Origin of the sequence: Arthrobacter gandavensis (genome assembly GCF_015355785.1) — a bacterium.
GTDB lineage: Bacteria > Actinomycetota > Actinomycetes > Actinomycetales > Micrococcaceae > Arthrobacter_B > Arthrobacter_B gandavensis_A.
The window spans coordinates 112,166-138,395 of the sequence record NZ_JADKYW010000003.1 but is presented as its reverse complement, the minus strand read 5'-3'; the positions used below and the strand labels follow the sequence as shown (position 1 = coordinate 138,395).

The window sequence follows — 26,230 nt, the reverse complement described above, 5'->3', positions numbered from 1 at the left end:
GTTTCCTCTGATCTTAGAGGTGCAGCTCAGGGTGCAGCCGCTTGATGGTCCACATGCGCTGCCGGCCGGCGCTGAGGGCGCTCACGGCCACGCAGACCGCGGTGAGGATTCCCAGGACGGCGACGGCGGTCCACATCCGCGCGTCAACGCCTCCGGTGATCAGGGCCCGCAGCCCGTTCACTACATAGGTCGCCGGCATGAACGGATGCAGCGCCTGGAAGAAGCCCGGCGTGGTTTCCACCGGATAGGTGCCGCCGGAGGAGCTGAGCTGCAGCATCAGCAGCACCAGGGAGGCCACCCGGCCGGCAGCGGTTCCCAGCACGATGATCAGCATCTGCTGCAGGGCCAGGAAGGCCACCGTGGTCAGGTAGAGGAACGCTCCCGTGCCCAGGAGGTAGGCGGGATGAATGTCCAGTCCCCATACCAGTACGGCCATCATGATCAGCACCTGGCCCAGGCCGATGGCCAGCGCGGGGATGAGACCGGTGGCGGCGGCCCGGAAGCCGGAGATACCCGCTGCCAGTGCCCGGGTGGGCAGGGCACGGAGCAGCAGCCAGGTGATCAATGCGCCCACGAAGGTTGCCAGCGCGAGGAAGAAGGGCGCGAACCCTTCGCCGAAGCTGTCCGCCTGGGTGGCGAAACCGGCGTCGAGCTCCACGGGATCCGCGGCAACGGCTGCCTTGGCATCTATCGACTCGGCCGAATCCTGGGGAAGGGCCTGTCCGCCCGCGGCCAGGGCATCGGCGAGGCTGTGGCTGCCCGCCGAGAGCCGGCCGGCGCCTTCGGACAGCGCAGTGCCGCCGTCGAGCAGTTCCCCGGCCCCGGCAGCCAGGTCGCTGGTGCCGCCGCTGAGGGTGGCCGCGCCGGAATTTAGCTCAGCTGCGCCCCGGGCCGCATCCTGGGCTCCGGCATCCACCTGCGATGCTCCGGCTGCAAGGTCGCCTGCACCGGAGGAGAGGGCAGCCGCGCCGTCCGCAGCAGACTGCGCCCCGGCGCTCACCTGGGCCGCGCCGGCGGACAGGTCCGTGCTTCCGGCCGCGAGCCGGCCGGCGCCGTCGGCCGCCTCGCCAACGCCGGTCTGCAGCGTCTGCGTACCTGAGGCAACCTGGCGTGCTCCTTCGGCCAGCGGTTTCAGCTGTTCGAGGAGCGGGCTGTTTGGATCCTGGGCCGCAATTCCCGCCACAACGGAGTCCAGCCCGGAGGAGACCTGCGACGCCCCCGCGTTCAGCTCGCCGGACTGTGGAACCGCGCTGCTGAGCTTGCCGGACAGGACGGACAGATTCTCCTGCAGCGTCTGCGCTCCGGAGGCAACGCCGGCCGCGCCGGTGGAAAGCTGTGCCGTTCCATCGGAGAGGGACTGCGCCCCGCCTGCCAGGTCGCCGCTGCCCGCGGACAGGGCGGAAGTTCCGGCAGCGAGGTCGGTGAGTCCTGAGGCCAGTGCCTGCGCGCCCGCGGAGAGGCGGAAGGCGCCGTCCTGCAGGGTCAAGCTTCCGTCGGCCAGGCTGCCCAGTCCGGCGGTGAGCTGCCCTGCACCTGATACTGCCGAGTCGATTCCCTCGGTGAGTTCCCCCGCGCCGTCCGCAGCGTCCCGAAGGCCGGCCCCGGCGTCGTTCAGGCCCACCAGCAGGCTCGAGGCGACCTGGTTACCCAGCTGGGAGGAGACGGCCGCCTGGACCTGGGCCATTGCCTGTTTGCCCAGGACGCCGGCCAGGAAGTTGTTGGAGTCGTTGTAGTCGACCTTCAGTGTGGCGGATGACGGGTGCTCCGTGCCCACGGACACGGCGCTCGCGGAGAAGTCCCGGGGGATGGTCAGGGACAGGTAGTAGGTGCCGTCCGAGACGCCGCCGGCCGCATCCGCTGCGTCCGTGGCATGCCAGTCCAAGTCGGCGCCGTCGAGCAGTTTGTGCTCGAGTTCATCCCCGGCGTTGAGGGGTTCACCGTCTCGGACAGTTCCCTCGTCCTCGTTGACCAGCGCAACGGACAGCCCGTCCAGGTGCTTGTCGGGGGAGTCGAAGGCCCACAGGTACAGCGCACCGTAGATCAGCGGAATGAAAAGCATCACAACGACGGCGATCTTGGGCAGGGTGCCCCGCTTGAACCGGCTCAGTTCGGTGCCGGGGGAAAACATGGCAAACATCAGTGCGCCTCCTCGGCGATCAGCACGGCGGAGGGCTGAACGTCCGCTCCGCTCCACGGTTGGGTTGGCAGCGAAGCCGTTCCGACGACGACGGCGGTGCCGGCCGCAGCGAGCGCAGCCAGGCGTTCCTCCACCACGGCGCGCGCCCGGCTGCTCTGCAGCTGTTCGATGTCGTCCACGAACAGGACTGACGGGCGGGCGAGCATGGCCAGCGAAATGCGCAGCAGGAACTGTTCCGCCTCGCCGAGGTCCCAGATCACGGTTCCTGCGGGAGGCACCTCGAGCTGTCCGAAGACCTGCCCGCAGATCCGTGCCATCTGACGGTCCGAGACCCTGGGAACGAAGCGCCACCACGGTGCCAGCCAGGCCAGGCGCTCGCGCACGGCCGCGCCGGCTGTGACTCCGGGCTCCAGCTCGTCGATGTCCCTGAACCCGGCGATGCCAGTTTGCCGCTGGGCCTGCCGTGCCTGCCGGGGAAGCTGCAGGCCGAGCACCTCGAGGCTCCCGCTGTCCGGCTTCATGCGCCCGGCCAGGGTGAGCAGCAGGCTCGTTCGGCCGCTGCCGGCGGGGCCGCACAGGACACTGAGCGGATCTGTGACAGTGAAGCTAAGCGGGCCGTAGACCCTGCCCCTGGCTGCGGAGAGTTTGAGTTCCTCCGCGGTGATGACCGGTTGCACGACGTACCTTTCGCGAGATCGACTTTTTGTACTGACCAGTCAGTATAGACCCGCCGGGGCGCGAATTCGTAAATCAGCCCGCGGCATGGGGAGAATGGGGGTGCACGCCCGCACCGGGCATCCGGTCAGCCCAACCCAGTGAGGACCTGCATGGGACACAGCCATCTGCACGACGCCGGAACACCCACCCGCACGGCGCTCTCCGCGCGGCGAAGGGCCAACCGGCTGCTCACCGCGATCCTCGTTCCGCTCGGCCTGCTGGCTGTCGCCGGAATGATTGCGCTGTGGCCCAGCGGGGAGCCGGGGGAGATCACCATTGCGGACCCCTACGCCACCGCCGAGGGCGTCACCATCGACACCGGATCCGTCCAGCGCGTGGGCATAGAGGACTGTCCGTCCTCCGTCACGCTCACCCAGGCCGGCGTGCAGGCACCCCAGTGCCAGGTGGCGCATGTGCTGCCCTCCTCGGGCGGTTCGGCCGTTCCCGTGGAAGTGCCCCCGGAGGTCGCCAAGACCAATGCCATCGAGGCCGGAGACACCATCCGCTACCTCAACCTGGAGAACGTGATGGTGGACAGCGGGGCGCCGCCGTACATCTTCATGGACTTCGTGCGCAGCGTTCCCATCGCGGCGCTCGCCGTGCTGTATGCGGGAGTAGTCATCGCCGTTGCCCGCTGGCGCGGAGCGCGCGCCCTGATCGGGCTGGGCGGCGCCTATGCTGTGCTGGCCGGATTCATCCTGCCGGGACTGGTGGAAGGCAAGCCGCCGCTGCTGCTGGGCCTGGTGGGATCCAGCGTGATCATGATCGGAGTGCTCTACTTCGCCCACGGCTTCTCGGCGCGGACCTCGACGGCGCTGCTCGGCACCCTGTTCGGGCTTGGGATCACCGCCGGGCTGGCAGCATGGGCAACGGACGCCGCCCACCTGATTGGCGTCGACAATGAGAACGCCTATGCCCTCATCAACGCCTCGGACGAGCTCTCGATCTCCGGCATCATCCTCTGCGGGCTCATCATTTCCGGACTGGGCGTGCTGAACGACGTGACCATTACGCAGTCCTCCGCCGTGTGGGAAATGTATGAGCTGGCCCCCGGGGCATCCGCCCGGCGCCTGTTCACCGGAGCCATGCGGGTGGGACGGGACCACATTGCCTCCACCGTCTACACCATCGCCTTCGCCTACGCCGGTGCGGCCCTGCCGGTCCTGATCCTGGTCTCCCTGTACGACCGCACCCTGCTGCAGACCCTGACCAGCGGTGAACTGGCCGAGGAGGTGGTGCGCACACTCGTTGGATCCATCGGGCTGGTCCTTGCCATCCCGGTGACCACCGCCGTCGCCGTCCTGGTGGTGAAGGCAGTGGGCCTGTCCGGGGCGCGGGGAAATGCCACAGACGGTTCGCCGGACACCGGCGCGGGTGCTGCCGAAGCTGAACGTGAGCCCGCTGGCGTGCCGGCCGGTCCCGGTGCGTCTGCGGGCGGCGGGCCTGCCGGTTCGGAGGAGCCCGGCACGCGGCGCGGCGCCCGGGCGAGGCGCTCCCCGTCCGGTGGCCCGGCGGAAGAGCAGGCTCCGGAGTAAGCCGGAAATGCCCCGGCAGCGACACCCGCCACACAAACCCGCGCAGGATTTGCACCCGCTTGCGAGAATAGGAAGGTGAGCGTTGCAACCACTAAGACCAGGCTTGAACTGCCGCCGCTGCAGCTCGGCAAGCTGACCATTGATACGCCGGTGATCCTGGCTCCCATGGCAGGCATTACCAACAAGGCGTTCCGCCGGCTGTGCCGTGAGTACGGCGGCGGACTGTACGTCACCGAGATGGTGACCTCCCGGGCGCTCGTGGAACGCTCGCCGGAGTCGCTGCGCATCATCCAGCACGACGACGACGAGTCCGTCCGCTCCGTCCAGCTCTACGGCGTGGACCCCGTGACCGTAGGCGCTGCCATCCGGATGCTTGTGGAGGAAGACCGGGCGGACCATATCGACCTCAACTTTGGCTGCCCGGTTCCCAAGGTGACCCGCAAGGGCGGCGGCTCGGCCCTGCCCTGGAAGCTGGACCTGTTCACGGCGATCGTCCAGACCGCCGTCCGGGAAGCCTCCAAGGGAGACATCCCGCTGACCATCAAGATGCGCAAGGGCATCGACGAAGACCACCTCACGTTCCGTGAGGCAGGCAGGATCGCCCGCGACGCCGGGGTAGCCGCCGTAACGCTGCACGGACGCACCGCTTCCCAGTTCTATTCCGGCAAGGCCGACTGGAACGCCATCGCCGAGCTCCGCGAGTCACTGCCGGACGTACCGGTGCTCGGCAACGGAGACATCTGGTCCGCAGAAGACGCCATCGCCATGGTCGAGCAGACCGGCGTCGACGGCGTCGTCATTGGCCGCGGCTGCCAGGGCCGCCCGTGGCTCTTCGCTGACCTGCAGGCCGCCTTCGAAGGCCGCGGAGACCGCCATCGCCCCGGACTGAAGGAAGTGGCGGACAGCGTCTACCGGCACGCCGAGCTGCTGGTTGAAACCTTCGGGGACGAGGTCATTGCCCTGCGGGACATCCGCAAACACATGGCCTGGTATTTCAAGGGCTACGTGGTGGGGGGAGAGCTGCGGGCCAAGCTGGCGACCGTACCCTCCCTTGAGGTTCTCCGCTCTCTCCTGGCGGAGCTCGATCCCACCGCCCCGTACCCCGGCGCCGATGCCGAGGGCCCCCGCGGCCGGGCAGGCACACCCAAGAAGACAGCCCTGCCGGAAGGGTGGCTGGACGGGCGGGAACTGAACCCCGCCCAGAAAGCCATCATTGCGGCAGCCGAACTCGATGTATCAGGTGGCTAAGAACTCATGACCCTTCCGCAGGTTTTCCGGACCGCCGGCTACACCGACGTCGACCAGTCGCGCTGGGTCACCGAACCGGCAAAAAGCACGCACCGGACCCAGTTCGGCCGCGACCGTGCCCGGGTACTGCATTCCTCGGCCCTGCGCCGGCTGGGCGCCAAGACGCAGGTGGTGGCACCGGACACCGACGACTTTGTCCGCACCCGGCTTACCCACAGCCTGGAAGTGGCCCAGGTGGGACGCGAGCTCGGCAACGCGCTTGGCTGCGATCCCGACGTCGTCGACGCCGCCTGCCTGTCCCATGACCTGGGGCACCCGCCGTTCGGGCACAACGGCGAAACCGCGCTGAATGACATCGCCCACGCGATCGGCGGCTTCGAGGGCAACGCGCAGACCCTGCGGCTGCTCACCCGGCTGGAACCGAAGATCATCGCCCCGGACGGGTCCCCGGCCGGCCTGAACCTCACCCGCGCGAGCCTGGACGCGGCCTGCAAGTACCCGTGGTCCGCCGTCGACGCCCCGCTGGTCAACGGGCACCGCACCACCAAGTTCGGCGTCTATGAGGACGACCTCCCGGTCTTCACCTGGCTGCGGGACGGCGCCCCTGCCGGCCGCTCCTGCCTGGAGGCGCAGGTCATGGACCTGGCGGACGACATTTCCTACTCCGTGCACGACGTCGAAGACGCAATCGTCGCCGGACATGTGCAGCTGAAGTGGCTGGACAACCCCGACCAGCGCGCCCGCGTGGTCGGCTACACCCAGCAGTGGTACGTGCCCACTGCGGATCCCGCCGCCGTGGACGCAGCCCTCGCCCGGCTGGAGGCCGAAGGCGTCTGGGTCCGTGAAGCCGACGGCAGCCGCCGCTCCATGGCGGCGCTGAAGGACATGACCAGCCAGCTGATCGGCCGCTTCTGCTCCAGCGCCATGGATGCTACCCGGGAGATCTACGGGCCGGACCCGCTGACCCGGTACAACGCCGAAATGGTTGTTCCCGAAGCGACGCAGCTTGAAATTGCCGTGATGAAGGGTTTGGCCACCACCTTCGTGATGACCACGGACCAGCGGCAGCCGCTGTATGAACGCCAGCGCGAGGTCCTCACCAACCTGGTTGCCCAGCTCTCCGCCACCGGCGACCGGCACCTCGAGCCAATGTTCGCTGCTGACTGGCGGGAAGCGGCCGACGACGGCGCCCGGCTCCGACTGGTCATCGACCAGGTGGCCTCGCTGACCGACGGGTCCGCGCTGGCCCTGCACGAACGCCTGGTAGGCCCGGTTCCGGCCCTTTGGTAGCAACCCGGGTTTGGTGCCGGGGAATAAGGTAGAACCATGGCCGGCCTGATTAAGCGCGAAGACATTGATGAAGTACGTTCCCGCACGGACATCAAGGCGGTAGTGGACGGGTATGTCACGCTCAAGTCCGCCGGCATTGGTTCCTTCAAGGGGCTGTGCCCCTTCCACGACGAACGTTCGCCGTCCTTCCATGTGCGTCCCCAGGTAGGCACCTACCACTGCTTCGGCTGCGGCGAGAGCGGCGACGTGATCTCCTTCGTGCAGAAAATGGACCACGGCACGTTCTCCGAGACCGTCGAGAAGCTCGCCTCCCGGCTGGGCTACGAACTCCACTATGAAGACGGCGGCACCGGCCCGCGCCGTGAAGACGTGGGCAAGCGACAGCGCCTGCTGGACGCGCACAAGGTAGCCGCCGAGTTCTTCCGCGAGCAGCTGCTCACCCCGGGAGCCGCCGCGGCCCGCAGCTTTCTCGCTGAACGCGGCTTCGACCCCGCCGCCGCTGAGCACTTCGGCGTCGGCTACGCCCCGCAGGGCTGGGATTCGCTGCTCAAGCACCTCACCGGCCGGGGCTTCACCCGGGAGGAACTGTCCCAGACCGGCATGTTCTCCACCGGACAGGATGCCTCCCGCTTCTACGACCGGTTCCGCGGCCGGCTCATCTGGCCGATCCGCGACCTGACCGGCGCAACCATCGGGTTCGGAGCCCGCAAGCTGTACGAGGACGATCAGGGCCCCAAATACCTGAACACCCCGGAAACCCCGCTCTACAAGAAGTCCCAGGTTCTCTACGGGATTGACCTGGCCAAGCGTTCAATTGCCAAGGACCGCCAGCTGGTGGTCGTGGAGGGCTACACGGACGTCATGGCCTGCCACCTCGCGGGCATCACCACCGCCGTCGCGACGTGCGGCACCGCCTTCGGCACCGACCACATCAAGATTGCCCGCCGGCTGCTGTCCGATGACGGCACCGGGGGAGAGGTCATCTTTACGTTCGACGGCGACGCCGCCGGCCAGAAGGCGGCGCTCCGGGCGTTCGAGGAGGACCAGCGCTTTAACGCGCAGACCTTCGTCGCCGCCGACCCCCACGGGATGGACCCGTGCGACATCCGGCAGCAGAAGGGCGACGCAGCAGTGGCGGAACTCGTCCGGTCCCGCCGGCCCCTGTTCGAATTCGCGATCCGCTCCACCCTGGCCAAGTTCGACCTGAACACCGTGGAGGGCCGCATCTCCGCCCTCCGGGCAGCCGCCCCCGTGGTGGCCGAAATCCGTGATTCGGCGATGCGCCCTGCCTACGCCCGGGAACTTGCCGGCTGGCTGGGCAGCGAGGTGGACGACGTCCTGCGTGCGGTCAATGCCGCGGCGAAGCGCCAGCGCGAAGCCAGGGACCCGAACGTCGCGCAGCACTCGAAGGGCCAGCAGGGCACCCACAGCCACCCCGGGCAGCAGGGCCAGCACACGCCGCCGCAGGCCGGCCCGTACCCCGTGCAGGAAGCCGCGCCCGAGGCCCCGTCCTTCGTCCGCCCGGATCCCAACGACCCCGCGGCACGAATGGAACGCCAGGCCCTGGAGGTCGTACTCCAGCAGCCCGGACTCCTGGACGCCGGCCAGTGGGAGCGTTTCAAGGCAGCGCGGTTCACCGTTCCGGCCTACGTGGCTGTCCACAACGCCGTGCGGGCTGCTGGGGAGGTTCCACCGTCTGCCGCGGCATGGGTGGAACAGGTCCGCCAGGAACTACCGGATGCGCTGCGCGGGTTCGTCAGCGAACTGGCCGTCACGCCTATCCCTGCCCGTGACGCTGATGCGCTGGCGATGTACTGCCGGGACATCCTCAACCGGCTCTTCGAGCTTCAGGTGACGCACTTGAAGGCGGAGAAGCTGGGGCAGCTGCAGCGCCTGGATCCCGGCGCCGACCCAGCCCTGTTCCAGCAGCTCAACCGGGAGCTCATGGAGCTTGAAATGCAGCGCCGGGCCCTGCGCGAGATGCAGTGAGACACGGATTTCGTTTCTTGGCTTTTCGTCTGTAAAGTAATAGTCGCGCTTTCCCCCGTAGCTCAATTGGCAGAGCATTCGACTGTTAATCGAAGGGTTACTGGTTCGAGTCCAGTCGGGGGAGCAATTGGCTCCTGACCTGTACACAAACAGGTCAGGAGCCTTCTTCTCGCTTCCGGCCCAGGCAGCGGGAAACAGGCCGGGCAGTCGGTGACAGCTGCCGGGCCGGTGTAGACTGAATGTCGCCGCTTTCCCCCGTAGCTCAATTGGCAGAGCATTCGACTGTTAATCGAAGGGTTACTGGTTCGAGTCCAGTCGGGGGAGCAACCGGCAAGGGCCCGTGACACCGTCACGGGCCCTTGCTGCTTCCAAGCCGTATCCGCCCGGCGCAGACGCTCCGGTCGCAGCCAAGGCCAGTACCTGCACCCATTACCGAGCAGGAAATTTTCGCGTTCCACGAAGGCGGCAAGCTTTCGGTTGAAACCACGCAGCCGCTGGATTCAAAGCATGCCCTTTCAATTGCCTGCACCCCCGGAGTCGCCCAGGTAAGCCGCGGAATCGCGGCGGGATCCGCAGCTGGGTGCCACCCATACCTGGGTCTCCCGGCTGGTGGCAGTGGTCAGGGACGGTACTGCCGTACCCGGCCTGGGGGACATCGGTGCATCCGCTTCCCTGACGGTCATGGAGGGCAAAGCGGCGCTGTTCAAAACGTTTGCCGGCCTGAACTCGATTCCGCTGGTCCTGGAGACCACGGATGTTGATGAGAACATCGAGACCCTGGTCCGCCTTCGCCCCAGTTTCGGCGCGGTGAATCTGGAGGACATTTCCGCGCCCCGCTGCTTCGAGCTGGAGAGCCGCCTCATCGAGGACGACCAGCACGGAACAGCGGTCGTGGTGCTGGCAGCGCTGACCAACGCGGCCCGCCTCACCAAACGCGAACTGACCGGCATGCGCGTGGTGATCTCCGGAGCAGGAGCTGCCGGCGTCGCCTGCGCGAGGATCCTGCTGGAAGCCGGAGTGAACGACGTCGTTGTCCTGGATTCGCGCGGGATCCTCTCCTCCGGAGAGGCGATGGCCGGAGCCGACACCTTCATCGGGGTCTCATCGGGAACCATGCCGGAAGACTTCCTGGCAACCATGGCGCCGGACGCCATCATCTTTGCCCTTTCCAAACCCGGTCCCGAGGTGCACCCGGACGTTGCGGCCCGGTACGCCGCCGTCGACGCAACCGGCCGCAGCGATTTTCAGAACCAGATCAACAACGTCCTTGCGTTCCCGGGCATCTTCCGCGGAGCCCTGGACAGCGGCGCCCAGCGGATCACTACCCGCAATGAAGGTGGCCGCGGCGGCTGCCATCGCAGGGCTGGCAGGCGACGAGTTGTCAGCCGCCCACATCGTTCCCAGCCCCCTGGATCCGCGGGTGGCGCCGGCAGTGGCCGCGGCGGTAGCGGACGCGGCAGGCTAAACCCGCCGCCTGCAGTGGGCGCTGGGGCGGAATAGTGCTGCTGCAGTTCCCAGTGATCCAAAGGATGCTTAGTGTTGGAGTAGGCTTTATTGGTTATTTCCCAGCACTAGGAAAGCCGAGGAACCGATGGGTGCCAGCCAGACAGGCCCTAGCCAGGGAAACGCCGGACACGTTGCACATCCGGCAAAAGTCATTGCAGTAACCGTAGCCGCCGCAGTAGGCGGACTGCTGTTCGGCTTTGACACAGCCGTGATCAACGGAGCCGTCGACGCGATCGGCGGCGAATTCTCGCTCAGCGCAGGTGTCCTGGGCTTCACTGTCGCCATCACGCTGCTGGGCTGCGCGGTTGGTGCATGGTTTGCCGGACAGCTTGCGGACCGGCTGGGCCGCAAGACTGTCATGGTGACGGCGGCCATCCTCTTCGCCGTCAATTCCATCGGCTCCGCCTGGGCGTTCAGCGTCTGGGACCTGATGCTCTGGCGCCTGATCGGCGGCCTGGCCATCGGCACGGCGTCGGTCATTGCCCCCGGATACATTGCCGAGGTGGCTCCCGCGAAGTGGCGCGGAGCGCTCGGATCGGTGCAGCAGCTGGCCATCACCCTGGGCATTTTCGCCGCCCTGCTCTCCGACGCCTGGCTCGCGAACACCGCCGGCAGCGCGTTCAACGAGCTGTGGTGGGGTATGGCAGCCTGGCGGTGGATGCTCCTGGTTGGTGTGGTCCCGGCCATCGTGTACGGAGTCCTCGCGCTGACGATCCCCGAGTCTCCGCAGTACCTGGTGCGGAAAAACCGGGACGAGGAAGCTGCGCGGGTGCTCCGGGACATCACCGGGGTCAGCGACACTGACCGGAAGATCCGCGAAATCCGGGACAGCTTCGAAAACGAGGAACGGGCCACGTACGCGGACCTTCGTGGCACCATGCTGGGGCTGAAGCCCATCCTGTGGATCGGCATGTCCATCGCAGCACTTCAGCAGCTGGTGGGCATTAACGCGATTTTCTACTACTCCACAACGCTGTGGCAGTCCGTTGGCTTCAGCGAATCGGACTCCTTTACGACGTCGGTTATCACCTCCGTCGTCAACGTGCTGATGACCATCGTCGCCATTGCCTTCGTGGACCGGATTGGCCGCCGCAAGCTGCTCATGACCGGCTCTATCGGCATGTTCATCGGCCTGCTGGCAGCTACCGTGTCCTTCTTCCAGGCAGACAGCAGCAGTGGTGAGGTAGTGCTGCCGCAGCCCTGGGGAGCCGTCGCGCTGATCGGCGCCAACCTGTTCGTCGTGTTCTTTGCCGCGACCTGGGGCCCGGTCATGTGGGTGACCCTGGGGGAGATCTTCCCCAACAACATCCGTTCGCTCGCCCTGGGACTGAGCACCATGGTGAACTGGATCTTCAACTTCATCGTCACGCTCTCCTTCCCTTGGGTGAGCGAGAACTTCGGGCTGTGGATCATGTACGCCATCTTCACGATCTTCGCCGTGGTCTCCTTCTGGTTCGTCAAAACCAGGCTTCCCGAACTCTCCGGGCGTGAGTTGGAGGAGAACCGGGACAAAGTGTGACTCATGGTGCTGGGGCGCCCAGACATCGGCTAGTGAAACCTGAGGAGAATGGTAATTTTGGGTAATGGCAACGGCTAACAGTAACGAGCAGACGGGGGCAGAGCCGATGAACAGCTCCGCAAGCACCAGGACCCAGCGGGCTAACGGGAGCTCCTCCCTCGCTGGTCTGACCAAGGTGATGGCGCGGCTGCTGCCCCGCCAGGTCAGCGACGAGCTGTCCCTGGCCATGGCGGAGATGAAGCAGAAAGGCATCAAGGCCGGCGTTGCTGCCGCCTTCGTCGTCGTCGCGCTTCTCTTCCTGGCCGCGCTCGGGGTAGCCCTGATCGCCGCCGCCATTCTCGGACTCGCGACCGTCATGCCGGCCTGGTTGGCTGCTCTCCTGGTCGCCGCACTGTTCCTGGTGATTGCCGCGATTGCCGCACTGGTGGGCGTCAACCGGTTCAAGAAGACCATGCCGCTGGTCCCTGAGGATGCCCTCCGGGGAATCCGCTATGACCTCGGCGTCCTCAAGGAAGGACGCAGCTTCGACCCCGCCACCCTGGATGCGCCGAAGAAGCCCAAGGAACAGAAGCCCGAAGACGGCAAGCAGGAGAAGCCCGAGGACGCCGTGCAGAAGCCGACCCCCGAGGAACTGCGGATCCGGCTGCGCCAGCGCCGTGAACACATTGCCGCCGTCCGCGACGGACTGGGCGAGAAGGCAGACGTCAGGAAGCAGATGGCGGACCTCAAGGCGCGCCGTGCAGCAGGACGCCGAAACGGCACCGCAGGTTCTGGCGCCCACCAGGAGGAGGGCCTGGCAGACGAGGTCGGTGCCATGTTCCGCGAACGCAGGCAGCCCCTCGCGGTTCTGGGCGCTTCCCTGCTGGCCATGGGGATCCTGCTGCGCAGGCTCCTGCGAAAATAGCGTTTTGAAAAGGAAGGCAGAAGGAGTTCGATAGTGATCAGGCTCATCGGTGCCGGGGCACGGCCGGGCCGGGGCGAGCGGGTCCTTGATACCTTCTGGACGATTCCCAACCTGATCACCGTCCTGCGGTTCCTCGGTGTGCCGCTGTTCGTCTGGCTGATCCTGAGGGACAACTACGGGGCAGCGTTCGTCACCCTGGTTCTTGTGGGCTCCACGGACTGGGTGGACGGTTACCTTGCCCGCCGGCTGGACCAGGTTTCGGTCACCGGCAAGTGGCTGGATCCCGTGGCGGACCGGCTGGCCCTGATCATCGTGGCAACGATGTTCGTCGTTGACCACATAGCGCCGGGCTGGTTTATCTGGGCGATTGTCATCCCGGACGTCATCCTGATCATCAATTCCCTCCTTCTGTTCCGCGGCAGTCCCAACCTGCCGGTGAGCAACATCGGCAAGATCCGCACGGCGCTGCTGCTGGTGGGTGCACCGATGCTGCTGCTCCACGAAGTTCCCGGTTTCGAATATGAGTGGCTGGCCATTGCCGGGAACACCGTACTGGTCCTCGGATGCGTTGGGCATGTTGTCGCCTGTGCCGGCTACCTGAGGGCCTCCTGGCGCAAGCACCGTCGGCAGCTCGGAACTGCGGGCGGCGCCCATGGTTCCTAGGCCCGGATCCGGAGCGCTTCCACGATGACCGCCGTCGCGATCGCCTGTGCCCTTGCCAGCGCAGTCTTCCTCGCCTTCGGCGCCCAGCGCCAAGGCAGTGCGGTGAGTGCTGACACCGGCGGACTAAGCCTCAGTTCCGCCGGACTTGGGCGCCTGCTGCGCAACCCGCGCTGGCTTTTCGGTTTGCTCCTGCTGGGCACGGGTACTGCCCTGAACGTTGCGGCACTCGCGATGGCACCGCTGACGGTGGTCCAGCCCATTGGTTCCCTGGCACTGGTTATCACCACCATCGTCAATTCCCGGGACCAGGGGCTGCGCCTGAACCGGGTGACGGTCGTGTCCATCGTCGCCTGCGTCGTCGGCAGCATGCTTTTCGTGCTTCTTGCCGTGGGGGCAACCCGGACCGAGCAGGTAGTTGAACCCCATCAGGAAATCGTGATCGTGCTGATCCTCGCCGTGGTCGTGGCCTTCTTTGGCCTGCTGAACCTCCTGTTCGGCAAACGGCTGGGAGCAATAGCCCACATCCTTGGCGCCGGCATCCTATTTGGCTTCGTCGCTGTGCTGACGAAGACCATCGCTGCAGACCTGCTGGACCCCAACGGCCGCTTCCTGCTGAATGTGCCCTGGTACACCATCGCGGGCATCGCCGTCGCCGGCGGTCTGGGCGCCTGGTTCGTGCAGAGCGCCTATTCCAGCGGCCCGCCGGACCTGGTCATTGCGGGACTGACCGTGATCGACCCGATGGTGGGCATCGCCATCGGAATTGGCGTGCTCAATGAACTTCGGCCGGATGTCCCCGCCGTGCTGGGCGTCGCCATGGGCGTCTGCGCCGTGATTGCTATTGTTGGGGTGGTCGCTCTGTCCCGCTACCATCCGGACGTCATCAAGCGCCGGGAGAAGCACAAGCGGCGGCAGAAGCCCGCGTCCACCCGGGCCGGAGCCACCCGCAAGCCCTGATACCGTGCGGCCCCACCGCCACAACACCAATAGAGGACTTCTTACGTGACCGAGGAACCGGCAGGCAAGCCGCTGACCATCCTGATCGCCTGCGACACCTATCCGCCGCACCTCAACGGCGCAGCCCAGTTCGGCTTTCGCCTGGCGCAGGGCATGCACCGACGGGGGCACAATGTGCACGTGCTGGCTCCCAGCCCGCAGGGCGGGCCCTCGCATTCAGAGACCGACGGACCCTGGACGGTGCACCGCCTCCGCTCGCACGGGGTGCCGACCCACGAATACTGGCGGATCTGCCTGCCGTGGGAAATCAAGAAGCACATCTCGACGCTGCTGGACAAGGTGAAACCGGACGTCGTGCACATCCAGTGCCACTACATGGTGGGGGAGTACACCCTCTACGCTGCCCGCAAGCGTGGAATCCGAGTGGTGGCCACCAACCACTTCATGCCGGAAAACCTGGATCCGTTCCTGCCGTTCCCCAAGTGGTTCAAGCGCATCGTCGCCAGGAACTCCTGGCGGGATATGGGCAAGGTCATGGGCAGGGCTGCCGTCGTGACGACGCCAACCCCGCTGGCTGCCAAGGCCATGGTGGAGTACGCCCGGCTTCCGGACGTTCTGCCGCTTTCCAACGGAATCGATGCATCAACCTATGAACTCCGTGCCGGCGAGTCGGTTGACCGTCCGGACCACCCCACGGTGCTGTTCGTGGGACGGCTGGCAGAGGAGAAGCACGTTGACGTGCTGATCAACGCCGTCGCGAAAACGCCGCTGGAGCTGAACGTGCATGCGGAGATCGTCGGCGGCGGAGAGGTTAAGCCAGCCCTCGTCGCGCTGGCCAAGCGGCTGGGCATTGCGGACCGCGTTGACTTCCGCGGACTGGTCAGTGACGAGGAACTGCGCCAGGCCTACCTGCGCGCGGACATCTTCTGCATGCCCGGCACCGCCGAGCTGCAGTCGCTGGTAACCCTCGAGGCGATGTCCGCCTCCACGCCGGTGCTGCTCGCCAACGCCATGGCGCTGCCGCACCTGGTGGAACAGGGCCGGAACGGGTTCCTGTTCGAACCGGGCGACAGCACCGAAGTGGCCCGCCGGATCACCGAAATTCTGGAGCTGCCGGAAGACGAGCGGCTGGAAATGGGCCGGTACAGCCGCACCATGGTTGACTCGCACAGCCTCGAGGGCACGCTTGCCACGTTCGAGGACCTTTACCGGGCGGACAGCCCTGCCTAGTGCGCGCCGCGACACCGGGGACTGCTGGATTCGGTCTCCGGGGCTGCACCCGATTAGGATATTCGTACTGCCTGCAGGAAACTGCGGCAGGACGCGGGGCTGTAGCTCAGCCGGTCAGAGCAGCGGACTCATAATCCGTGGGTCGTGGGTTCAAGCCCCACCAGCCCTACCCGTATGGCGCACCTCCGGCCATTCCCGGCGGAAGCATCGCCGTCCAGCACCCCGGTCTTCGGACCGGGGTGTTTTTGTTTCCCGCGGGAGCGGGCCTCCAGGTCGGGAAAACCGGTTCGTGAAGGGATTGTGCCCGATGTTACTCGCGGGTAACATAAGGGGCAGCCGGCTTCTCGGCCCGGATCGAACTGGATCAGCGAAGGACATTCCATGGCAACTAGCGACGTCGACAACCTCCCCTACGCGGACGGCGACTTCTACGCATTCGAAGACCTGCTCAGCGACAAGGAGCGCGACCGCCTTCACGAGATCCGGTCCTGGCTGACGGCCGAGGTGAAGCCGTACGCCAATGACTGGTGGAACGCCGGAACCTTCCCCACCCACATGATTCCCAAGCTCGCCGAGCTGGATGTAGTGTCCCCGGTCTACCGGCAGGGCTACTCCAACCTTTTCGCCGGCCTCTGCCACGCTGAATTCACCCGCGCCGACACTTCCTTTGCAACCTTCATGGGCGTGCATGACGGCCTGTTCACCGGATCTATTGAAGCGCTGGCCTCCGATGAGCAGAAGGAAGCCTGGCTGCCGGACATTTACTCCCTGAAGAAGATTGGTGCCTTTGGCCTGACCGAACCGCTCGGCGGTTCCGACGTGGCCGGCGGAACCCGCACCACCGCCCGCCGCGAGGGGGACAACTGGATCCTGAACGGCGCCAAGCGCTGGATCGGCAACGCCACCTTCTCCGACTGGGTTGTCATCTACGCCCGCGACGAAGCGGATAACCAGGTCAAGGGGTTCCTCGTGGACACTAAGAGCCAGGGTTACACGGCCACCAAGATCGAGAACAAGATCGCCCTGCGCACCGTGCAGAACGCGGACATTGTGCTGGACAACGTTGTGGTCAGCGACGACTACCACCTCAAGGGTGCCAACAGCTTCCGGGACACCAACAAGGTCCTGAAGGTCACGCGCCTGGCTGTCGCATGGCAGGCTGTGGGCCAGCAGATGGCAGCGTTCGACGTCGCCCGCCGGTACGCCGTCGAACGCCGGCAGTTCGGCAAGCCGCTGGCATCCTTCCAGCTGGTGCAGGAACAGCTGGTGCAGATCCTCGGAAACACCGTCAGCTCGATGGGCATGATGGTCCGGCTGGCGCAGCTCGAGGACGAAGGCCGCGCAAAGGACGAGCAGTCAGCCCTGGCGAAGGCCTTCACCACCGCCCGGATGCGCGAATCGGTCGCGCTGGGACGCAGCATCCTGGGCGGCAACGGAATTGTCACCGACTACGGCATGGCCAAGGTTTTCGCAGACGCCGAGGCGATTTACTCCTACGAGGGAACCTACGAGATCAATACCCTGGTGACCGGCCGGGCCATCACTGGAATTGCCGCTTTCGTCTAAGCCTTCCGGAGGGCCGATGCCGAGAGGGAGCAGTACGCTCGGGCGCCGGTCCACGATGAAGGCCAGCGGATCCACGTAGTCCCCGTCCAGCCGCACTCCCCAATGCAGGCAACTGCCGGGGCAGTGCGGCTGACCGGTTTCCGGGCCGGGACCGCCGCGCTGCTCAACCTCGCCAAGCCGCTGGCCCGGCAGGACCGGGTCGCCGGGGGAGAGGTCGCCCGTCACGGGTTCGAAGCTGCTGAGCAAGCCGCCGCCGTGGTCCACAGTCACGACCCCGCGGTCCACTACGCGCCCTGAAAAGCGGACCGTACCACCGGCGGGAGCCAGCACTGCGTCCCCCGGCGCGGCAGCAAGGTCCACTCCGCGGTGGCCGGGCAGCCAGCGCTGCGCGGGTTTGTCAAACGTCCGCAGAACGTGCGGCTCAGGTTCAAGGGGCCAGCGCCACCCCGGCCCGGCTGGTGCCGGCTCCGCCCGGCCGGGTCCGGCGGTCAGGAGGCAGGCCAGCACCAGGATTAGTATTGACGCCGCACCCGCGCCCGGTGTGAGCCGCCGGGGTTTTACCTGCGCTGTGCCGCTGAGGCGCGCGGCCGCAGGCAGGCGAGGGATCGGCGTGCTGGCCGGAGCGGGACAAGTCATGGGCCGAGTCAAGTCCAGCGGAGGCTGGTGCGGCGCGGCCGTAGCCGAAGCAGGGGAGGGGATCCTCAGTCGCCGGCATGATCCGCGGCTGTGCAGGAGGGGACGCTTGGCGGCGGGCAGAAGTGCTCCGACGCTGTAGTACACTTGACGAAGCAGTTTGCTGCGCGCTGATCCTCCCTGCCCAACCGGGAAAAGTCCCTTCTGCCGCCACTGGCGCTCCGGAGGGCCGCCCCGGAAAGCAGGACGGAATGTGCGCACTGCAGGCTGACTACGCGTGCCCCAACTATCCACGCTTTCCGCAAGGGAAAACTGGGTGCGTTCCTGCGGTCCGGTGTACACCGGGATAGGGACGCATGCCGCCGGCCTCCTCGAGGCAGGCAGCTGATGGGCACCAGGAGCGGCACCCGCCGGGTGCTGATGATAACCGTCAATTGGCAGCCTACAGCGTGCGCACAGCGCCGCGCTGCTGCCGGAAGGAGTGACGACATGCCCGTCGTTACCATGCGCCAGCTGCTCGACAGCGGCGTCCACTTTGGTCACCAGACCCGCCGTTGGAACCCGAAGATGAAGCGCTTCATCTTCACCGAGCGCAACGGCATCTACATCATTGACCTGCAGCAGTCGCTGTCCTACATCGACCGTGCATACGAGTTCGTCAAGGCCACCGTTGCCCACGGCGGAACCGTGCTGTTCGTCGGCACCAAGAAGCAGGCGCAGGAAGCAATCGCAGAGCAGGCCACCCGAGTTGGCCAGCCCTACGTCAACCAGCGCTGGCTCGGCGGCATGCTGACCAACTTCCAGACCGTTGCAAAGCCTATCCAGCGCATGAAGGAACTTGAAGAGATCAACTTCGACGACGTGGCTTCCTCCGGCCACACCAAGAAGGAGCTCCTGCTCCTCAAGCGTGAGCTGACCAAGCTGGAATCCAACCTGGGCGGCATCCGCAACCTGACCAAGGCTCCGTCTGTGGTTTGGATCGTGGACACCCAGAAGGAACACCTCGCAGTTGACGAGGCCAAGAAGCTGAACATCCCCGTTGTTGCCATCCTTGACAGCAACTGCGACCCGGACGACGTCGACTTCCCGATCCCGGGCAACGACGACGCCATCCGCTCCGTCAACCTGCTGACCCGCGTCATCGCCGACGCCGTTGCCGAGGGCCTCATCGCCCGCCACAACAAGTCCGGCAACACCGAAGCCCCGGCTGAGCCGCTGGCTGAGTGGGAGCGCGAACTGCTCGAAGGCGCAGCGGCTCCGGCAGCTGAAGAGGCTCCGGCTGCTGAAACCGCTGAAGAGGCTCCGGCCGCTGAGGCTGCTACGGAGGCTCCCGCCGCCGAAGCTCCCGCTGAAGAAGCAAAGTAATTCGATTTCCACTGTGACGGCCGCTGCGTTATAGCAATAGCAGCTGCCGTCGCGGAACCTTCGCCTGTGCGGCGGGCCGGAAACCCGGCCCGCCGCACTGGCGGAACTGCACCAATACTTTTATTACGGGAGGACTGGAGTCCAAATGGCGAACTACACCGCTGCTGATATCAAGGCCCTGCGCGAGCGCACCGGCGCCGGCATGATGGATGTGAAGAAGGCTCTCGATGAGGCCAACGGCGACGCCGACAAGGCCATGGAGCTCATCCGCATCAAGGGCCTGAAGGGCGCAACCAAGCGCGAAGGCCGTTCCACCGCCGAGGGCCTGGTTGCTGCCAAGGTCATCGACGGCACCGTCGGCGTGATGATTGAACTTAACTGCGAGACTGACTTTGTTGCCAAGTCCGCCAAGTTCATCGAACTCGCAGACCGCGTCCTGGCCGCAGCCGTGGAGTCCGGCGCCGCTGACGCTGAGACCCTCCTGGCCTACGAGGTTGACGGAAAGCCGCTGTCCGAGGTTGTCGTCGAAGAAGGCGCGATCCTGGGCGAGAAGGTTGTTGTCCGCCGGGTGGCACGTGTCGAAGGCAAGACCGTCGACGCCTACCTGCACAAGACCTCCAAGGACCTGCCTGCACAGGTTGGCGTTCTGTTCGCCGTTGACGGCGAAGGCGACGCAGCCTTTACCGCAGCACACGACATCGCCGTGCACACCGCTGCTTATGCTCCGACCTACCTGACCCGCGACGAAGTTCCGTCGGACCTGGTTGAGAACGAGCGCCGCATCGCTGACGAGTCAGCGCGCGCCGAAGGCAAGCCGGAAGCTGCACTGCCGAAGATCGTCGAAGGCCGCCTGACCGGATTCTTCAAGGAGATCGTGCTGCTTGACCAGCCGTTCGCCAAGGACGCCAAGAAGACTGTTGCCACCGTCCTGAAGGAAGCCGGCGTTCAGCCGACCGCCTTCGCACGGTTCCGCGTCGGAGCCTAAGGCACCGAGACGGCGCGGACGCACAGCGAACGCGAAATGATGGCATAGAGGGGGTGGCCACCGAAAGGTGGCCACCCCTTTTGCCTGTCCAAATCCCCTTACTACCCTTGAACCAGCTGACACGTTTATTCACCAGCACTGCCCCGGGAGGCATCATGGACCACGCCCTGAAAGAAACCGACACTCCGCGCCGCCGCGTGCTGCTCAAGCTCTCCGGCGAGGTGTTCGGCGGAGGGAAGCTGGGTGTGGATCCGGAAACCGTCCGCTCCGTGGCCAAGCAGATCGCCGCAACGGTTGGCGAGGTGGAGACCGCGATCGTGGTGGGCGGCGGCAATTTCTTCCGCGGTGCCGAGCTGTCCCAGAGCGGTATGGACCGCTCCCGCGCTGATTACATGGGCATGCTGGGTACGGTCATGAACTGCCTGGCGCTGCAGGACTTCCTGGAGCAGGCAGGCGTTGAAACCCGCGTCCAGAGCGCCATCACCATGGGCCAGGTCGCGGAGGCGTACATTCCGCGGCGGGCGATCCGCCACCTTGAAAAGGGAAGGGTTGTCATCTTCGGTGCCGGCGCCGGCCTGCCCTACTTCTCCACGGACACCGTGGCCGCCCAGCGTGCACTCGAAGTCCACGCAGACGAGGTGCTGATGGCCAAGTCCGGCGTGGACGGCGTCTACACTGCCGACCCGAACAAGGACCCCAGCGCCCAGCGCCTTGAGACCCTGACGTACGACGACGCCCTCCGGCAGGACATCAGGGTCATGGACCAGACCGCCATGACCATGTGCAAGGACAATGACCTCTCCATGGTCGTGTTCGGCATGGAGGGCGAAGGCAACGTGACCCGTGCCATCCGCGGCGAGAAGATTGGCACCGTCGTCTCGAACTAAGCCTCCCGCCGCAGCTCACCCGCCGGCACCCGCGGCAGCATTGCCGCAGGTGCCGGCGCGGGAGCCGCGCGGGTTAGGATGGTAGAAGAGTCCAATTCCGCCCCAATATAGCCCGTCCCTAAAGCCACTGCACGGTACTGTCCGGCACTGGCAATTCCCTTCCAACGAGGAGACACCGTGATCGAAGAGACCTTGAAAGAGGCAGCCGACAAGATGGACAAGGCTGTGGAGGTTGCCAAGGAGGACTTCTCGACCATCCGCACCGGCCGTGCCAACCCCGCACTCTTCTCCAGAGTCCTGGTGGACTACTACGGTTCCCCGACGCAGCTGCAGCAGCTGGCGTCCTTCGCCACCCCGGACGCGCGCACCCTGCTGATCACGCCTTACGACGTCACCGCCCTGCGCGCCATCGAGAGGGCACTGAGCGACTCCGAGGTAGGTGCCAACCCGTCCAATGACGGCAAGGTCATCCGGGTCGTCATGCCCGAACTGACGCAGGACCGCCGCAAGGAGTACGTGAAGATCGTGCGCGGCAAGGGCGAAGACGCCAAGGTTTCGGTGCGCAACATCCGCCGCAAGGCCAAGGATTCCCTGGACCGGCTCGTCAAGGACGGGGAAATCGGCGAAGACGACGGCAACCGTGCCGAAAAGGACCTGGACGCACTGACCAAGGCTCACACTGAATCCATTGATGAGCTGCTCAAGCGCAAAGAAGCCGAGCTGCTAGAGGTCTGATGAACCGATCCCAGCCTTCAACCCAGGCTGGCGGTTCCCCGTCTCCTGAGGCAGACCCGGCAGCGAAGGGCACGGACATGAGTGTTCCCGGTGGCCGTAGGGCCCGCACTGCGGCTGCCCGAACCACAAAGCAGCGCAAGCCGTCCAAAGCCGGACGCAACCTGCCCGCGGCCATCGCCGTCGGCGTCGTCCTGCTTGGCGGGCTGCTGGTGGGCCTGCTGTTTTCCCCGGTGGCAATCGCCGTGATCGCCGCGGCGTTCTCCGCCGTCGGCGTCTGGGAAGTGTCCCGCGCATTGGAAATACGCGGGATCAAGGTTCCGCATGTTCCGGTGCTGGTCGGCTCCGTAGCAGTGCCGCTGGCCGCCTACTTCGGCGGCACGGAGGCGCTGGCGATGGCCCTTGCCGGAACGGGCATTGCGGTCTTGCTGTGGCGGACCATCGACACGGCGCAGGACGCCCTGCGCAGCATCCTTGCCGGCGTGTTCGTGATCCTGTGGATTCCGTTCCTGCTGAGCTTCGCGCTCCTGCTGCTGAGGGAGCCCGAAGGGCAGACCCGGGTGGCAGTGCTGCTGCTGCTGGTGGTTGCCAATGACACCTTCGGCTACCTGGTGGGCGCGATTTTCGGAAAGCATCCCATGGCACCGAAGATCAGCCCCAAGAAATCGTGGGAGGGTTTCGGCGGCTCCGTTGCCGGGGCAACCGTGGTGGGTGTCCTCGCCGCCGTCCTGTTCCTGGACCAGCCGTGGTGGTTCGGCCTGGTGCTGGCGGTAGCTACCGTCGCTGCGGCAACGGCGGGGGACTTCTCCGAGTCCATGGTCAAGCGTGAACTTGGCGTCAAGGACATGTCCAACCTGCTCCCCGGCCACGGCGGGGCAATGGACCGGCTGGACTCCGTGGTCTTTGCCTCACCGGTGGTGTTCCTGCTCTCCGTACTGCTTGTTCCGGGCGCAATGTAGCGCCCTTCCGGGGAGTCCTGCCCGGGTCTCGGGCGGGGAACACGTAAGATATTTTCGACGGTCCCGCATCCCGTGGCGGAAACAGACTTGACACCTAAGGATTAGCTGAACATGAACGATGCGAGGCAGGCCAGTGCCCCCTTTGAGCGTGTGGGCCGCAGGGAGTACGGCTACAACGTCCGCCAGGTGGATGATTTCCTCACCCGGGCCCGGAACTACTACAACTCAGAGACACCGGGAGCCAAAGTCATTACCAGCCGCCACGTCCGTTCCATGGCCTTCGATCCCGCCAAGGGGGGCTACGAAGCACAGGCGGTCGACGCCGCCCTGGACCGGCTTGAAGACGTCTTCGCCCAGCGCGAGCGCGACCGGCTGATCCAGGAAAAGGGCGAAGAAGCCTGGCTGCTGCAGATTGGCCGCACCTCGGCCGTGCTGCGCGCCCGGCTGCACCGTAAGCCGGGGGAGCGCTTCCGGCGCCCCACCAGGAAGCGCGCCCACAGCTACAACGTGCGTGACGTCGATGCGCTCTGCAACGAGCTGCTGGGCTACTTCGAGCATGACCGTCCGCTGAGCGTCGACGTCGTGCGCCGTGCGGTCTTCCGCGAGGCCAAGGGCGATGCCGGCTACGAAGAGACCCAGGTTGATGCGTTCCTTGACCGGGTAGTTGAGCTGATGGCCGCGATCGACTAACGCCGTCCCAAGCCTTTCGAGAGGCCAGCTACGGCTCATATCAGCACTGAAACGAGCCGTAGCTGGCCTCTCGGCGTGTGGGCGGGAAGAGATCAGGGACGCATGGCGCGTTCGGGGGTGTGCAGGCGGGCAAGGAAACGGCCCGTCCCGGCCGGAACGGCCCCCGGGCCACGCAGCGAGACCAGCACCGTGACGGCGAAGGCCGCAGGCACCGTCCACGCCGCAGGCTGCTCCAGCCAGACGGGGGTGGCGCTGCCGGAGACTGACAGCACGCCTCCGGCGATGATGGCCCCGCCGCAGAGGAGGGCTCCGGCGAGCATCCCGGACACCGCACCGGCAGCCGTCAGCCGGCGCCACCAGATCCCCAGGAGAAGCAACGGGCACAGTGTTGAGGCCGTGAACGCGAAGACCATTCCCACGCTTCCGGCCAGTGCCTGCGTGTTGGTGAGCAGCGCCAGGCCCAGCGGGACCGCGGCAGCCAGCAGCGTCGCGGCGCGGAATCCGCTGATGCTGCCCCGGAAGAACTCCTGGCTGATCACCCCGGCCAGCGACACAATGAGGCCGCTGGAGGTGGACAGGAACGCGGCGAAGGCTCCGGCAGTGACAAAGGCTGCCAGGAGGTCACCAAGCAGGCCGTCGAACACCTGGGCAGGCAGCAGCAGCACGGTCGCGTCCGCGTTGCCCTCGGCTGCCAGCGCCGGCAGGTAGGTACGGCCCAGGATGCCGTAGAGCGTGGGGAAGACGTAGAACACCGAGAGCAGCCCCAGCACGATCAGCGTGGTGCGCCGGGCGGAAACCCCGTCAGGATTCGTATAGAAGCGAACTAGTACGTGCGGCAGGCCCAGGGTCCCGCACAGCAGCGCGATGCTCAGCGAGATGTTCCGGTAAACGGAATCAGCGCCCGGGGACTGGCCGCCAAAGTCGAAGGCTGCTCCACCGCTGGTCCAGGACACGCCCTCGGCGCCCAGGCGGAAGAGAATAAACAGCACCGGCACAGCCAGCGCCACCAGCTTGAGCCAGTACTGGAACGCCTGCACGAAGGTAATGGACCGCATTCCGCCGCTGAGCACGCTCAGGCACACAATGACGACGACGGCGGCAGATCCGGCCCAGCCCGGCAGCCCCGTGGTCAGGCCGACGGTCAGCGCGGCTCCGTGCAGCTGCGGAACAATGTAGAGCCAGCCGACTGCCACCACCAGCAGGCTCGTTACCCGGCGTGCCGGGAGGGAATCAAGCCTGGCGCGGGCGAAGTCCGGCACTGTGTAGGCGCCCGAGCGGCGAAGGGGTGCGGCAACGAACAGCAGCAGCATCAGGTAACCGGCGGTATAGCCGATGGGAAACCAGAGGGCATCCGCACCGGAAACCAGCACCAGCCCGGCCACGCCGAGGAAACTCGCGGCGGACAGGTACTCCCCGCCAATGGCCGACGCGTTCCACCACGGCTTTACCGTGCGGGACGCGACGTAAAAGTCTCCGGTGGTCCGCGAGATCCGCAGTCCGTAGGCGCCGATGAGCAGCGTTGCTGCGGTCACGGCAGCCAGCGCGGCGTAGCCGACGCCGGGGCTTACTTCCCAGGTCACGGCTTCCTACCCCTCATCCAGCAGGTCCTGGAAGCGTTTCTCGTTCCGGTTGGCGCTGCGCACGTAGAGCGCCCCGCTGATAATCACCAGCGGATAGACACCGAAACCCAGCAGGACCCAGGGCACGGGAATCCCGAACAGCTCCAGTGTGCCGAGGTGCGGGTAGAACGCCAGCAGCAGCGGAACGCCGAGCAGGATGAGTCCGAACCCGCCCGCCACTACCAGGGCAAGGCGCAGCTGGGAGCGGATCAGCGAGGAGAGAAACACCTCTCCCACTTCCGACTGTTCATCGAGTTCCCGGGCTACCGGAAACGCCTTCGGCACGGCGCCGGGACGCGGGGGAGCGGTGACCCGGACCCGCTGCGGGCGGTTCTCGCTGTTCATACCGTGGGCCGCACCCGTCCGGAAGCCAGCGTGCTGCGCACGGTTGGCAGGTGCCTGCGGCTGACCGGCAGCTCCTCGGAGCCAATCCGGATGCTGGCCCGGCCCGCGCTCAGCCGGACCTGGGTTATCTGGCTGCGGGCCACCAGGTAGGAACGGTGGATTCGCAGGAACCCGGCATCGGCCCACTGTGCTTCAAGCTCCGCCAGCGGGATTCGGACAAGGTAGCTGGTCTCCGCGGTGTGCAGCCGGGCATAGTCGCCCTGGGCCTGGACGTACCGGATGTCCTCGCGGCGGATCATGCGCGTGGTGGCGCCCTGCACCACGGTGACCACGTCCCCGGTCTCCGTATTGTCAGTTCCGGCGCCGGCAAGGGCTTCGCTGATCCGCCGGATCGATTCGGTAAGCCGTTCCTGCCGCACCGGCTTCAGCAGGTAATCCAGGGCGGCAAGATCGAACGCCGCAAGGGCATGGTCCTCGTCAGCGGTCACGAAGACGACTGCGGGCGGGCGTTCCTTGCGGGCCAGCGCGCGGGCTATGTCCAGTCCGGAAAGGGCGGGCATATGAATGTCCAGGAACACGGCGTCGACGTCGGCGGTTTCGATGGCGTGGAGGGCCTGGGCGCCGCTGGAGGCACGCAGCACGGTGCCAATGCGTGCGTCCCTGCCCAGCAGGAACGCCAGCTCGTCGATGGCGGGGGCCTCGTCGTCGGCCACGACTACGGTCAGCGGCTTTGCGGATTTCGGCATGGCAGACA

At 66.2% G+C, this 26,230-nt stretch carries 21 protein-coding genes, 3 tRNA genes and 2 pseudogenes; 20 read left to right on the top strand and 6 right to left on the bottom strand.

Annotated features, from left to right (window positions below; translation table 11 throughout):
- Positions 1-13: 13 nt before the first annotated feature.
- Both ITX31_RS02080 and ITX31_RS02075 read right to left on the bottom strand, forming a co-directional pair.
- Positions 14-2,137: a YhgE/Pip domain-containing protein gene (locus ITX31_RS02080; RefSeq protein WP_228528908.1), complete on the bottom strand. Its 2,124-nt coding sequence runs from the start codon at positions 2,135-2,137 to the stop codon at positions 14-16.
- Entirely contained in the window at positions 2,137-2,814 is a 678-nt protein-coding gene (locus ITX31_RS02075; RefSeq protein WP_194781832.1) for an ATP-binding cassette domain-containing protein, read from the bottom strand. Before ITX31_RS02075 ends, ITX31_RS02080 begins: the two co-directional genes overlap by 1 nt.
- Before the next feature lie 150 nt (positions 2,815-2,964).
- Between ITX31_RS02075 and ITX31_RS02070 the strand changes: the two genes are divergently transcribed.
- From ITX31_RS02070 to ITX31_RS02005, 14 genes and pseudogenes are all read left to right on the top strand, one after another.
- Positions 2,965-4,389, top strand: coding sequence for a YibE/F family protein (locus tag ITX31_RS02070; protein WP_194781831.1), 1,425 nt, complete (start codon positions 2,965-2,967; stop codon positions 4,387-4,389).
- 75 nt (positions 4,390-4,464) lie between these two features.
- The gene (gene dusB / locus ITX31_RS02065) at positions 4,465-5,637 is read left to right on the top strand and encodes a tRNA dihydrouridine synthase DusB (RefSeq protein WP_194781830.1); all 1,173 of its coding nucleotides are present in this window, start codon (positions 4,465-4,467) and stop codon (positions 5,635-5,637) included.
- A 6-nt stretch (positions 5,638-5,643) separates the two neighbouring features.
- On the top strand, positions 5,644-6,927 hold the full coding sequence (locus tag ITX31_RS02060; protein WP_194781829.1) for a deoxyguanosinetriphosphate triphosphohydrolase: 1,284 nt from the start codon (positions 5,644-5,646) through the stop codon (positions 6,925-6,927).
- A gap of 36 nt (positions 6,928-6,963) precedes the next feature.
- On the top strand, positions 6,964-8,916 hold the full coding sequence (gene dnaG, locus ITX31_RS02055) for a DNA primase (protein WP_194781828.1): 1,953 nt from the start codon (positions 6,964-6,966) through the stop codon (positions 8,914-8,916).
- A 51-nt stretch (positions 8,917-8,967) separates the two neighbouring features.
- Positions 8,968-9,040 (top strand) — tRNA-Asn (locus ITX31_RS02050).
- Between the two features lie 127 nt (positions 9,041-9,167).
- Positions 9,168-9,240, top strand: a tRNA-Asn gene (locus ITX31_RS02045).
- A gap of 53 nt (positions 9,241-9,293) precedes the next feature.
- A pseudogene (locus tag ITX31_RS02040) lies at positions 9,294-10,381 on the top strand (NAD(P)-dependent malic enzyme).
- Between the two features lie 126 nt (positions 10,382-10,507).
- Positions 10,508-11,941 carry a sugar porter family MFS transporter gene (locus ITX31_RS02035; protein ID WP_194781827.1) on the top strand — a complete coding sequence of 478 codons (1,434 nt, stop codon included), beginning with the start codon at positions 10,508-10,510 and terminating at the stop codon, positions 11,939-11,941.
- Between the two features lie 64 nt (positions 11,942-12,005).
- Entirely contained in the window at positions 12,006-12,845 is an 840-nt protein-coding gene (locus ITX31_RS02030; protein ID WP_228528907.1) for a phage holin family protein, read from the top strand.
- A gap of 33 nt (positions 12,846-12,878) precedes the next feature.
- On the top strand, positions 12,879-13,508 hold the full coding sequence (locus tag ITX31_RS02025; RefSeq protein WP_323745548.1) for a CDP-alcohol phosphatidyltransferase family protein: 630 nt from the start codon (positions 12,879-12,881) through the stop codon (positions 13,506-13,508).
- A 24-nt stretch (positions 13,509-13,532) separates the two neighbouring features.
- Positions 13,533-14,465, top strand: coding sequence for a DMT family transporter (locus ITX31_RS02020; RefSeq protein ID WP_194781826.1), 933 nt, complete (start codon positions 13,533-13,535; stop codon positions 14,463-14,465).
- Positions 14,466-14,510: 45 nt separating this feature from the next.
- Entirely contained in the window at positions 14,511-15,695 is a 1,185-nt protein-coding gene (locus ITX31_RS02015) for a glycosyltransferase (protein WP_194781825.1), read from the top strand.
- 95 nt (positions 15,696-15,790) lie between these two features.
- Positions 15,791-15,864: transfer RNA gene (locus tag ITX31_RS02010), tRNA-Ile, on the top strand.
- Positions 15,865-16,076: 212 nt separating this feature from the next.
- On the top strand, positions 16,077-17,261 hold the full coding sequence (locus tag ITX31_RS02005; RefSeq protein ID WP_194781824.1) for an acyl-CoA dehydrogenase family protein: 1,185 nt from the start codon (positions 16,077-16,079) through the stop codon (positions 17,259-17,261).
- Between the two features lie 126 nt (positions 17,262-17,387).
- Here ITX31_RS02005 and ITX31_RS02000 read toward each other — a convergent pair.
- Positions 17,388-17,897, bottom strand: a pseudogene (locus tag ITX31_RS02000) (murein hydrolase activator EnvC family protein); the annotation flags it as partial.
- A 486-nt stretch (positions 17,898-18,383) separates the two neighbouring features.
- Between ITX31_RS02000 and rpsB the strand changes: the two are divergent.
- The 6 genes from rpsB to ITX31_RS01970 all read left to right on the top strand — a co-directional run bounded on the left by rpsB (position 18,384) and on the right by ITX31_RS01970 (position 23,512).
- Positions 18,384-19,259, top strand: coding sequence for a 30S ribosomal protein S2 (gene rpsB / locus ITX31_RS01995; RefSeq protein ID WP_194781823.1), 876 nt, complete (start codon positions 18,384-18,386; stop codon positions 19,257-19,259).
- Between the two features lie 145 nt (positions 19,260-19,404).
- Positions 19,405-20,244: a translation elongation factor Ts gene (tsf, locus tag ITX31_RS01990; protein WP_194781822.1), complete on the top strand. Its 840-nt coding sequence runs from the start codon at positions 19,405-19,407 to the stop codon at positions 20,242-20,244.
- Between the two features lie 155 nt (positions 20,245-20,399).
- Positions 20,400-21,131 (top strand): UMP kinase, encoded by a 732-nt coding sequence (gene pyrH / locus ITX31_RS01985; protein ID WP_152228541.1) that lies wholly within the window; start codon positions 20,400-20,402, stop codon positions 21,129-21,131.
- A gap of 177 nt (positions 21,132-21,308) precedes the next feature.
- Positions 21,309-21,866 (top strand): ribosome recycling factor, encoded by a 558-nt coding sequence (frr, locus tag ITX31_RS01980; protein WP_194781821.1) that lies wholly within the window; start codon positions 21,309-21,311, stop codon positions 21,864-21,866.
- A gap of 77 nt (positions 21,867-21,943) precedes the next feature.
- Positions 21,944-22,822 (top strand): phosphatidate cytidylyltransferase, encoded by an 879-nt coding sequence (locus tag ITX31_RS01975; protein ID WP_416354781.1) that lies wholly within the window; start codon positions 21,944-21,946, stop codon positions 22,820-22,822.
- Between the two features lie 111 nt (positions 22,823-22,933).
- Positions 22,934-23,512 carry a DivIVA domain-containing protein gene (locus tag ITX31_RS01970; RefSeq protein WP_194781819.1) on the top strand — a complete coding sequence of 193 codons (579 nt, stop codon included), beginning with the start codon at positions 22,934-22,936 and terminating at the stop codon, positions 23,510-23,512.
- Positions 23,513-23,604: 92 nt separating this feature from the next.
- On the opposite strand, the gene ITX31_RS01965 is transcribed toward ITX31_RS01970, so the two are convergent.
- From ITX31_RS01965 to ITX31_RS01955, 3 genes are read right to left on the bottom strand one after another with little or no spacing between them, the layout of a single operon-like run.
- Positions 23,605-25,092 carry a cation acetate symporter gene (locus ITX31_RS01965; RefSeq protein WP_194781818.1) on the bottom strand — a complete coding sequence of 496 codons (1,488 nt, stop codon included), beginning with the start codon at positions 25,090-25,092 and terminating at the stop codon, positions 23,605-23,607.
- Positions 25,093-25,098: 6 nt separating this feature from the next.
- The gene (locus ITX31_RS01960; RefSeq protein ID WP_194781817.1) at positions 25,099-25,476 is read right to left on the bottom strand and encodes a hypothetical protein; all 378 of its coding nucleotides are present in this window, start codon (positions 25,474-25,476) and stop codon (positions 25,099-25,101) included.
- Positions 25,473-26,222 (bottom strand): LytR/AlgR family response regulator transcription factor, encoded by a 750-nt coding sequence (locus ITX31_RS01955; RefSeq protein ID WP_194781816.1) that lies wholly within the window; start codon positions 26,220-26,222, stop codon positions 25,473-25,475. The genes ITX31_RS01960 and ITX31_RS01955 overlap by 4 nt, the downstream gene beginning before the upstream one ends.
- Between the last annotated feature and the right edge of the window lie 8 nt (positions 26,223-26,230).